Source organism: Pigmentiphaga sp., from assembly GCF_019689535.1.
Taxonomy (GTDB): Bacteria; Pseudomonadota; Gammaproteobacteria; order Burkholderiales; family Burkholderiaceae_B; genus Pigmentiphaga.
Genome location: NZ_JADGHH010000119.1, coordinates 1 through 10,556 on the forward strand (window position 1 = coordinate 1; position 10,556 = coordinate 10,556).

Annotated in this window: 8 protein-coding genes; 3 read left to right on the forward strand and 5 right to left on the reverse strand. The window is 67.7% G+C overall.

From position 1 onward, the window contains the following. Positions 1-78: 78 nt before the first annotated feature. From IRZ12_RS11335 to IRZ12_RS11355, 5 genes are all read right to left on the reverse strand, one after another. Positions 79-987 carry an alpha/beta hydrolase gene (locus IRZ12_RS11335; protein WP_296468438.1) on the reverse strand — a complete coding sequence of 303 codons (909 nt, stop codon included), beginning with the start codon at positions 985-987 and terminating at the stop codon, positions 79-81. A gap of 80 nt (positions 988-1,067) precedes the next feature. Continuing rightward, complete coding sequence (locus tag IRZ12_RS11340) at positions 1,068-3,470, reverse strand: DNA internalization-related competence protein ComEC/Rec2 (RefSeq protein WP_296468440.1); 2,403 nt, start codon at positions 3,468-3,470, stop codon at positions 1,068-1,070. A 99-nt stretch (positions 3,471-3,569) separates the two neighbouring features. After that, positions 3,570-4,379, reverse strand: coding sequence for a TatD family hydrolase (locus IRZ12_RS11345; protein WP_296468442.1), 810 nt, complete (start codon positions 4,377-4,379; stop codon positions 3,570-3,572). A 58-nt stretch (positions 4,380-4,437) separates the two neighbouring features. Then, positions 4,438-5,121, reverse strand: coding sequence for an ABC transporter ATP-binding protein (locus IRZ12_RS11350; RefSeq protein ID WP_296468444.1), 684 nt, complete (start codon positions 5,119-5,121; stop codon positions 4,438-4,440). Further along, positions 5,114-6,382, reverse strand: a complete 1,269-nt coding sequence (locus IRZ12_RS11355; protein WP_296468446.1) for a lipoprotein-releasing ABC transporter permease subunit — start codon at positions 6,380-6,382, stop codon at positions 5,114-5,116. Before IRZ12_RS11355 ends, IRZ12_RS11350 begins: the two co-directional genes overlap by 8 nt. 107 nt (positions 6,383-6,489) lie before the next feature. Between IRZ12_RS11355 and IRZ12_RS11360 the strand changes: the two genes are divergently transcribed. The 3 genes from IRZ12_RS11360 (at position 6,490) to prfB (ending at position 10,426) form a co-directional block, all read left to right on the forward strand. Continuing rightward, a complete protein-coding gene (locus IRZ12_RS11360) occupies positions 6,490-7,554 on the forward strand; it encodes a hypothetical protein (protein WP_296468447.1) in 1,065 nt (354 codons plus the stop codon). Further along, positions 7,533-9,245, forward strand: a complete 1,713-nt coding sequence (gene recJ / locus IRZ12_RS11365) for a single-stranded-DNA-specific exonuclease RecJ (protein WP_296468449.1) — start codon at positions 7,533-7,535, stop codon at positions 9,243-9,245. Before IRZ12_RS11360 ends, recJ begins: the two co-directional genes overlap by 22 nt. 76 nt (positions 9,246-9,321) lie before the next feature. Continuing rightward, positions 9,322-10,426 (forward strand): peptide chain release factor 2 gene (prfB, locus tag IRZ12_RS11370; protein WP_296468451.1). Its coding sequence is split into 2 segments (ribosomal slippage): positions 9,322-9,402 and positions 9,404-10,426, totalling 1,104 coding nucleotides; the frame shifts between segments, so codons are not numbered across the junction. Positions 10,427-10,556: the final 130 nt, after the last annotated feature.

Genomic DNA, 10,556 nt, shown 5'->3' on the forward strand with positions numbered 1-10,556 from the left:
CGCCAGCAGCAGGAACCCACCGAAGCGACTCAGGGGCGGCTCAATGCCGCTCCTGAGCGCCGTAGGAATCTCCGGCCTTCAGGCCGGGGAGGATGTCAAGAGAAAACGTTCCGCAATCTCGACCTGTGCGTCGGTCATGAACGTCGGCGCATGGCCCACGCCCGGGATCTCGACGCGCCGCGCATGGGAATTGCGTTCCAACATTTGCTGGACCGTGTCGACGGAAAGCAGGTCGGACTGTTCGCCCCGGACGATGAGAATCGGACATTCGATATTGGCGTAGGCCTGCCATAGCGCCGCTTCGGCCGTGATCGCCGCCGCGGGATCCATGGCCGCAAACGCTTCGGCAATGGCGGGATCGTAGTGCATCACCCAGCGGCCGCCCGGCTCGTCGGGCTGGCGGACCACGTGGCGCGTCAGGGCGTCCCACTGTTCGTCGGTATGATCGCCGAATGAGGCGGACACCGTCCGAACGTATGCCTTGGCCTCGTCGAAGCTGGCGAACGCCGGTGCCTTGCCCACGTATTGACCGATGCGCGCTAACGCCTGGGGCTCGAGGTGGGGGCCGACGTCGTTGAGCACGAGTTTGTCGATGGGCGAAGCGTGGAGCCCGGCCAAGGCCATGCCTATCAGCCCGCCCATCGAGGTGCCGAACCAGTGCAGGGTTTCCGCTTGCACGCGGGCCAGCAGCGGCATCATGTCGGCCACGTATTGCGGGATCGTGTAATACGCGGAATTGCTCAGCCAGTCCGACTGCCCCCGGCCGACCACGTCGGGGCATACGACGCGGTAACGATCGGCCATGCGCCGCGCAAGTACGTCGAAATCTCGCCCGTTGCGCGTCAGCCCATGCGCGCAGACCAGGACCCGATCATTCTCGGGATCGCCCCATTCCCAATACGCCATGCGATGCAGCCCAGCCGGACTCAGACAGGTGACGTACTTCAGGCGTGGCTCGCCCGCATCGGGCACATTGCCTCGTTTCATGGAACAGGACCCTCGGGGAAAAACCGAAAGCGGGATTGTAACGAGAGATGTCTCCGGGCCGCGGCGCGCAGCCGCGCACTTCAAGGGGGCCTCGCATGCCAATACCGTGCCCGGCGCTCCCGCTCTCGCATCGCACGCAGCCCCGAGGCCGCAGAGACGAATACGACCGCGCCGTGGACGTCGGTACGGTGAAACACCGCTCCCGACGACTCCCAGCGCCGTATCGCCAGCGGATGCGGATGCCGGTAGCGGTTCAGGTACCCCGCCTGCGCCACCACGTGCGCTGCGCCGGCCGCGGCGACCAGTGCACGGCTCGATGAGTTCCGCGACCCGTGGTGCGGCGCCGAGACCACGTCGGCGGCAAGATCTGCGCGGCCCGCCAGCACGGCCTCTTGGGCCGCGGCGATATCGCCCGTCAGTAGCGCCGTATGGTGCGCGCCGCGCACCCGCAGGACGCAACTGTGCGCATTGCGTTCGCGCGCGGGGACGCGGTCGGGCAAGGCCTGCGGATGAAGGAAAGAAAACTCCACGCCGTCCAGCGTCCATTGCTGCCCGGCCGCGCAGCGCGAAAACTCTGCCCCCTTGCGCGCCGCCGGGGCGAGCTCGTACGACGCATGCAGCCGCGTCACCGGAAGCACGTCCTGGATCGAAGCCAGGCCACCAGCATGGTCGTCGTCCGCATGCGACACGATGAGGTGGTCCAACTTGCGCACGCCGCGGGCACGCAGGTACGGGACGATGACCCGCGACCCGGCATCGGCCGAATCACCATAGCGGGGGCCGGTATCGAAGAGTAGCGTCGCGCCATGGGTTTCAATCACGATGGCGCTTCCCTGCCCGACATCGAGCAGGGTAAGGCGCCAGCCACCGACCTCCGGCCGCGCCGGCCGGTAAAGCAGCATGGGCAGGAGCAGCGCCAAAGCCAGCCCGCGCCCTGGCAGCCCGCGCGGCTGGAGGGTCCACAGGGCCCCGGCAATCGCCAGCGCGGCGAGCGACCACGGCGGCGCCGCCACCGCATGCGTGGCGAAGGACGCCTCACCCAGCCACTGCACCGCCTCCATCAACCATGCGAACGCAAAGTGAGCCACCTCAGCCAACAGCGTTCCGGCGCCTTCGAGCCCGGGCACCATGCACAGAGCCAGCGCCCCGAGCGCAAGCGGCGTCACCACGGCGCTGACGACGGGAATGGCGAGGGCATTGGCCAGCGGCGATACCAGCGATATCTGGTGGAATAACAGGGCAAGCGCAGGAAGCATCCCTATCGTGAGCACCGCCTGCGCCCGGGCGCCTTCGCGCACGACCTCCGGTAGCCGCTTACGCCATGCGGGCCGCGCCGCCCCTTCGCGCCGACGCCGCCAGCGCCCACTGCCCGCCACCACCAGCAAGGCCACCGCGCCGAAGGACAACCAAAACCCAGGGGCGAGCGGCGCCCACGGATCGAGCGCACATACGAGCGCCGCGGCGACGGACAACACGCGGGATCCGGATAGCGGCAAACGCAAGACGGCGGCGATCGCCACCGTCGCCAGCATGAAGAAGGTCCGCCGGGCCGGTACGCCCCATCCCGCCAGCAGACAATAGAACCAGGCGACAAGCAGCGCGGCCGCGGCGGCCGTCACCTGCGCGGGCATGCGCTCGGCCAGCCGCACCCCGCGCCAGCGGCAGGACTTCCAGGTCTGCAATACCAGCCCACCGGCCAGCGCGGCGAGCATGGTCACGTGCAATCCGCTGATCGAGACGAGATGCGTGATGCCGGTGCGGCCGAAGGTGTCCCAATCGTGCCGGTCCACCCCCGCCTGGTCGCCGATGGCAAGCGCGACCAGCACCGGACCATAGCGCAGGCTGCCCAGCGCACCCCGCAACGCCTCCCGGCTCGCATGCCGCATGCGCTGTACGAGCACCCCAAAATCCGCGGCGGGGCTATCTTCCAGTAAGCGCGGCTGCCCGCGCAGGGTTCCCGTGGCGCGGAAGCCATGCTCGAACAAGTACGCTTCATAGTCGAAACCGTGAGGATTGAGGTTGCCGTGAGGTTGCTTGAGCACGGCCGCTGCCCGCCAGACCTGCCCGGGCACGACTTGGGCCGGCGCGCCATGCCAGGCTAATTGCACGCGCTCGGGCACGCCGGGGGGCGCCCGCAATACTCGCGCATCGAAGCGCTGCCCGCGGGCCGTGCCGGTCGCCAGGCCGGTTACCAGGAAGTCCAGCCTCAGCGGCACGTTTTCGAGTTCGGGCGCAAGGCAATCCTGCAGGCGAAGGTCAATGCGAACCAGCGCCAGGGCCGCCCCGGCAACCCATCCCGCCACCGCCAAGGCGAGCAAGCAGTGCCCGGCGCGCCGGGCACCCCGCGCCCATCGCAGCCAACCGGCACAAGCCGCGCATGACGCGACGCCGCCGACCGCCGCGGCCCACGCGGGCGGCACCGAAGGCAAGACGTGCGTACTCGCGGTGCCTGCCACGAACGCCACCAACGCGATGCGGAACATGCCCCCTCCCTGGCCCAAGGCAGCAATGGTAGGCGGGCGAAGGTGGAGGAACAGCTCGCGCTAGGACCTTAGCGACCTAGGCGACCTGGCACGGTCGGCTCAACCGGCCCCGAGCAGCGCCCCCAGGCGCGGCAGCACGCGGCAGGCGTTGGCGGTGGTCGCCGCGGCGATGGCGTCGACGGACACGCCCCGCAGCCCGGCCAGCACCTGCGCCATGCGAGGCAGTTCGGCGGGGGCGTTGCGCCTATCGTCGCGGGGCAGCCATGCCGGCGGGATGTCCGGCGCGTCGGTTTCGAGCACCAAGGCGGACAATTCCATCTCGCCGGCGAGGCGCCGGATGTTGCGCGATCGTTCGTACGTCATTTCGCCCCCCATGCCCAGGGCGAAACCACGCTGCACGAACAAGTCGGCCTGCTGGCGGCTGCCGTTGAACGCGTGGGCGATGCCGCCTGGCACGTCGATGCGGCGCAGATACTTCAGCAACACATCCTGCGAACGGCGCACGTGCAGCAACACCGGCAAACCGAACTCGGCGGCAAGCTTGAGCTGCACTTGATAGAAATGCTCCTGCCGCTCCCGCTCGAGGCCGCTGGCGATCTCCGCCACGAAGAAATCCAATCCGATTTCGCCGACGGCGACAAAGCGCGGATCATCGAACGCGCGCATCACGGCCTCGCGCAAGCGGTCGAGGTCGCCCTCCTGCGCATGCTGCACATACATGGGGTGTATCCCCAGCGCATAGGCGCCGTCGATTTCGTGTGCAAGTTCGCGCACCGCCTCGAAGTTCTCCCGTGCAACGGCCGGAATGACGATGGCCCGCACGCCCGCCTCCCGGGCCTGGCGTGCGACCTCCCGGCGATCCGCATCGAACTCCGCGGCATCGAGATGGCAATGGGTGTCGATCAGCATAAGCGCACTTTACCGCCCAAACCGAACGCACCGGTATCCCCGGCGCATGGACGGCCAGTCAGCCGGCCAACACGCCGTCAGCCATGCGTAACTGGCGGTCTGCCAAGGCAGCGAGCTCGGCGTCGTGGGTGACGATGACGAACGCCATGTCGAGCTGCTCGTTCAAGCGCTTGAGCAAGCCGAAGACTTCGCGCGCGGTGTGGCGATCGAGATTGCCCGTGGGTTCATCGGCGAGCACGCATAGCGGGCGCGTCACCAAAGCGCGCGCCAGTGCAACGCGCTGGCGCTCGCCGCCCGAAAGTTGCCCGGGATGATGCGAGGCGCGGGCGGCCAAACCCACCTGCTCGAGCATTTCCGCCGCCGCCTTGCGCGCCTGGGCACGGTCCATCCGGCGCACGACGAGAGGCATGGCGACGTTGTCCAAGGCCGAAAACTCGGGCAGCAGGTGGTGGAACTGATAGACGAACCCCAGGCTGCGGTTGCGCGCCAGGCTGCGCTGTTTTTCGTTGAAGCCGGCCACGGCCTGCCCGTCGAGCAAGACTTCGCCCGACGTAGGGTGGTCGAGCAATCCCAGGACGTGCAGCAGCGTGCTCTTGCCGGACCCCGACGCGCCCACCAAGGCCACCATTTCCCCCTGGCGAACTGTCAGGTCCACGCCACGCAGCACGGTCACCTGGGCCTCGCCCTCGACGTAGGTCTTGGAGATTCCCCGCCCTTCCAGCACCACGCGTGGCTCAGTCATGGCGCAGCACCTCCGCCGGTTGCAGGCGCGAAGCGCGCCAGCTGGGATACAGCGTGGCCAGGAACGACAACACCAGCGACGTCACCCCGATGGAAAGGATGTCAGACAAACGGGGATCGGAGGGCAGCTCGGTAATGAGATAAATGTCGCGCGGCAGGAATTCGATGTCGAGCGCCCGCTCGATGGCGGGCACGATGAAATCGATGTTGTACGCCACCAGGGCGCCGCCCGCCACGCCGAGCAGCGTGCCGATGACCCCGATCAGCGCGCCTTGCACTACGAAAATGCGCGCGATCTCGCCGGGCGTCGTTCCCAGGGTGCGCAAGATCGCGATATCGGCCTGTTTGTCATTCACCGCCATGACCAGCGAAGACAGCAGATTAAAGGCCGCCACCGCGATGATCAGCGTCAGGATGAGGAACATCATGCGTTTTTCCGTCTGCACCGCGGCAAACCAGGTGCGGTTGTTGCGCGACCAGTCGGCGGCCGCGAGGTTCGGCGGCAGCGTCTTCCCCAGCTCGCGCGCAACCTGCGGCGCCTTTTGCATGTCGGCGATGCGCAGCCGCACCCCGCCGATGCCACTGTCGCGGAACAGCCGCGCGGCATCGTCCACGTTCAGGAACACGAGGCTGGAGTCGTATTCGTAATGGCCGGCCTCGAACATGCCAACCACCGTGAACTGGCGCATGCGAGGCGTAAAGCCGGCGGGCGTCACGGACCCTTGGGGCGCCAGCATGAGGATGGGGTCGCCCAGGCCTACGCCCAGGGATTGCGCCAGCGCGCGGCCCAACACCGCGCCGTAGGCGCCAGACTGCAAAGCGTCGAGCGAGCCTGCCACCATCTGCCGTGCCGCGTCCGAGACCTCGCGCTCGGAGTGTGGGTCGATGCCGCGCACTTGCACGCCACGCAGCATCTGGTCGCGGGCGATCATCGCCTGCGCCGCCACATAGGGGGCACCTGCCAGGACTTCGTCGTTCTTCTTGGCGAGCGCGGTGAGCTCTTGCCAGTTGGCCAACGCCGCGCCGCGTTCCCCGCTCACCGGAAAGATTTCGATGTGGGGCAGCACTGACAGCATGCGGTCCCGCACTTCTTTCTGGAAGCCGTTCATGACGGAAAGCACGATGATCAGCGCGGCCACGCCCAAGCCTATGCCGGCCATCGAACTGGCGGCAATGAAGGAAATGAAGCGATCTCGACGCCGCCCGCGGCCGGCGCGCGTATAGCGCCAGCCTATCCAGAGTTCGTAGGGTATTTTGAGCACGCGCGTATTATGGCAGATGGCGGGGCCCGCCATGCGTTGCGCGCCAACCCCTACAATACCGGCCGTCATCCCGCCCGCAAGGGCGCCTTCCAACCCTTGGCCGAGCCGTGACTGCAAAAACCGCTACGCTGACCCTGCTGCTCCCCGGCTTGCTGACCGAAGCTCGCATCGCGCCAGAACTGGCACCGCAGCTGGCCGGATCGGCGCCCACCCTCAGTGCCTGGCTATCGGCCGCGCGACCGTCCGAAGAAGAATTCGACCCTTTCGAGCACGGCTGCACCGCGCTCGAATACTGGTGGCTGCGGCGGGCCGGCCACGAGCCTCGCGATGGCAAGTTCGGCGCCGGGCTCGCCGCGCTGCTGGCCGAAGATGCCCCGGCGGACGAACCCGTCTGGCTTGCCGAGCTCGCTTACGTCCAGGTTGGCCGCGACGGGCCCGTCCTGACCGACCCGGCGCACCTCGACACGACGCCGGAAGAAGGCCGGGCGCTGCTGGCGGCCGCCCAGCCCGCACTCGAGGCCCACGGTGCCCGCGCCGCCATGCTCGACGAACGACGTTGGCGGCTTGAGCTGCCGGCGGGCGGCGCCCAGCACAGCGGCACGCCGGACGCCGTCGCCGGCTCGCCCCTCGACGCCTGGTGGCCGAGGACGATCGAGACCCGACCCTGGCGCAAGCTCGCCAATGAAATCCAGATGGCCTGGCATGAGTCGCCGGTGAACCAAGCCCGCGAGGCCCGCGGACTGCCGCCAGTCAACACGTTGTGGCTGCACGGCGGCTCCCGGCCATGGCAGCCCACTTGGCCGGACGGACGTCCCGACCTACTAATGGGGGGCCAGGCGTGGGTGCGCGCCCTGGCGCAACGCGCCGGACTGCCTTGGCGCCGCGCGGAAGCGCCACAGCCCGGGGCGCTGGCCGAGCTGTCCGATTTCGCCGCGCCCGAGCGCAACGACGACTGGCGCGCCTGGCTCGATGCCGCCGCGCGCCTGGAGCGGGACTGGTTCGACCCCACGGCGCGCATGCTCCGCAGCGGGGCCCTGCAGCGCCTGACGCTGGTGCTGCCCGGCCGCACCCGGCTGGTAACGCTGGACCTGGACCGGCGGCCGGCGCTGCTGCGTTGGCTGCCGTCACATCGACACGATTGGAAAAGCTGGTGGCTGCCCCGAGAATCCTGACCCGCCGGCCCGACCTGGACGCCTTGCGGCGGCTGGAACGGGCTGGCATCCATCCCCTGTTGGCCCGGCTCTGGGCATCCCGCGGCGTAAGCGCGCCGACGGAAACCGCGCCGGACTGGTCCGCCATGCTCGCCCCGACCTTGCTGACGCATGCCGGGCGGGCGGCGGCGCTGCTGGCCGACGCCATCGCCGCGCGCAAACGGTTGCTGATCGTGGCTGACTACGATTGCGACGGCGCCACGGCCTGCGCCGTGGGCTTGCGCGGGCTGCGCGCCATGGGAGCCCGGGTCGACTTTCTCGTTCCCAACCGGTTCGAGACCGGCTACGGCCTGTCGCCCGCCGTCGTCGAGCTAGCTTGCTCCCACCCTGCCGGCAAGCCCGACATCCTGATTACGGTGGATAACGGCATAGCCAGCATCGACGGCGTGGCTGCCGCGCGCAGCGTGGGCATCGAGGTGATCATCACCGACCACCACCTCCCCGGCCAAGCCCTGCCCGAGGCCCTGGCCATCGTCAACCCCAACCAGCCCGGCTGCGGCTTTCCGTCCAAACACTTGGCGGGCGTGGGCGTCATCTTCTATTTGCTGCTTGCCCTGCGCGCCGAGCTCAGGCAACGTGGTGCGTTCGGGCCCGAGAACGGCCCGCGCCTCGATGCGCTCACGGATCTCGTCGCGCTCGGCACCGTGGCCGATGTGGTCCGTCTCGACGCCAACAACCGCCTCCTGGTGGCCCAAGGGCTCAAGCGCATACGGGCGGGTCGGATGCAGCCTGGCGTGCGTGCCCTATTCGCGGTCGCGGGGCGCAACCCTCGCGAAGCGAGCACCTTCGACCTTGGCTTTGCGCTGGGTCCGCGCATCAACGCTGCCGGGCGCCTGGCGGACATGAGCCTAGGCATACGCTGCCTGACTACCGACGACGAAGAGGAAGCCCTCAAGCTGGCGCGCGAGCTCGATGCCATGAACCGCGAGCGGCGCGAGATCGAGGCCGGCATGCGCGAGCAGGCCTTGGCATCCCTCGACGTGGTTCCCGCAGCTTCGCAGGCCAGCTTGTGTGTATTCGACCCCTCGTGGCACCAAGGCGTCGTCGGCTTGGTAGCGTCCCGGCTGAAGGACCGCTTCTGGTGCCCCACCCTCGCTTTTGCGCCCGCAGGCAACGGCGAGCTACGCGGCTCGGGCCGGTCGGTGCCCGACGTGCATTTGCGCGACGCGCTGGACTTGGTCTCGAAACGTTACCCCTCCCTCATCCGCAAATTCGGCGGCCACGCCATGGCCGCCGGGCTCACCCTGCATGAAGGGGACTTCCCCGCTTTCGTGCCGGCGTTCGATGCCGCCGTGCGCGAGCTGACCGGCCGGACACGGTTCGAACCGGAACTCGAAACCGACGGTTCCCTCGAAACCGAGTACGCCAATGCGGAGGTCGCCGCCCTGCTGGAACAGCAGGTATGGGGGGCGGGCTTTCCCGCACCGGTCTTCGTGGACTCGTTCATCGTGCGCAACCAGCGCCTGGTAGGCGAGAAACATCTCAAGCTGGCGCTGGAGCGCGGTCACCAGCGCTTCGACGCCATTTGGTTCGGTCACGCAGACGCCCTGCCTCCGGCGGTGGACCTGGCCTACCGCCTCACCCTGAACTCCTGGAACGGCATGGTCTCCGTGCAGCTGGTGGTCGAGCACGCGGTTGGCGCCGCTGCCTGACCGTCGTGCGGAGCCGGGCCGCGCGGCATTACTAGGCTAAAATTTCGGGTTACGCGAAAAATCACCGGGATTCAGCATGGAAGCAGAACGCCTCAACCAACTCGAAGCGCAACTCAAGGATCTTTCCGAGAGGACGCAGGCCTTACGGAGGTATCTTTGACTACGACGCCAAAGATCAACGCCTGCAAGTCGTCAACGCGGAACTAGAAAGCCCCGACGTCTGGAACGACCCCAAGCATGCCCAGGAGCTCGGGCGCGAGAAAAAGGCACTCGAGGGCGTCGTCCTGACCATCAACGAAATCGAGTCGAGCCTGCGCGATGCGTCGGAACTGTTCGAGATGGCCGCCGCCGACAATGACGACGCCACGCTCGAATCCATCATCGCCGATGCCCAACGCATCGAAGAGCAGGTGAACGGCCTGGAGTTCCGCCGCATGTTCTCCAATCCGGCCGACCCGCTCAACTGCTTCCTGGACATCCAGGCCGGCGCGGGCGGGACCGAGGCGCAGGATTGGGCCTCCATGCTGCTTCGCCAATACCTCAAGTACGCGGAACGCAAAGGCTTCAAGGCCGAAGTGCTGGAAGAGTCCGAAGGCGAAGTGGCCGGCATCAAGTCCGCCACCATCAAGATCGAGGGCGAGTACGCGTTCGGCTACCTGCGCACCGAAACCGGCGTGCACCGCTTGGTGCGCAAGAGCCCGTTCGATTCCTCCGGTGGCCGCCACACTTCCTTCGCGAGCGTATTCGTTTACCCCGAGGTGGACGATTCGTTCGAGGTCGAGGTCAACCCGGCCGACCTGCGCATCGACACCTTCCGCGCGTCGGGAGCCGGTGGCCAGCACATCAACAAGACGGACTCGGCGGTGCGGATCACCCACATCCCGACCGGAATCGTCGTGCAATGCCAGAACGACCGCTCGCAGCATCGCAACCGCGCCGAAGCGATGCAGATGCTCAAGTCCAAGCTGTTCGAGCTGGAAATGCGCAAGCGCATGGCCGAGCAGCAAAAGCTCGAGGACTCCAAGACGGACGTGGGCTGGGGCCACCAAATCCGCTCCTACGTGCTGGACCAGAGCCGTATCAAAGACTTGCGCACCAACGTTGAAATCTCCAACACCCAGAAGGTGCTGGACGGCGATCTTGACGCTTTCATCGAGGCGAGTCTGAAACAAGGCGTCTAGCGACGCCCGGGGATCCACATGAGCGACGCCATCGTGATACTAAGCGGTGCCTCGCGCGGCCGTGGGGGCCCCCGGGGGGGGGGGGCGGGGGGGGCCCGCCCGGGGGGGTTTAAAAAACAGGGGCGGGCGG

Excerpts from the sequence above, each read along its gene's own strand:
- IRZ12_RS11340 (WP_296468440.1), bottom strand. The coding sequence starts at position 3,470 with ATGTTCCGCATCGCGTTGGTGGCGTTCGTGGCAGGCACCGCGAGTACG.
- IRZ12_RS11345 (WP_296468442.1), bottom strand. The coding sequence starts at position 4,379 with ATGCTGATCGACACCCATTGCCATCTCGATGCCGCGGAGTTCGATGCG.
- IRZ12_RS11335 (WP_296468438.1), bottom strand. The coding sequence starts at position 987 with ATGAAACGAGGCAATGTGCCCGATGCGGGCGAGCCACGCCTGAAGTAC.
- IRZ12_RS11350 (WP_296468444.1), bottom strand. The coding sequence starts at position 5,121 with ATGACTGAGCCACGCGTGGTGCTGGAAGGGCGGGGAATCTCCAAGACC.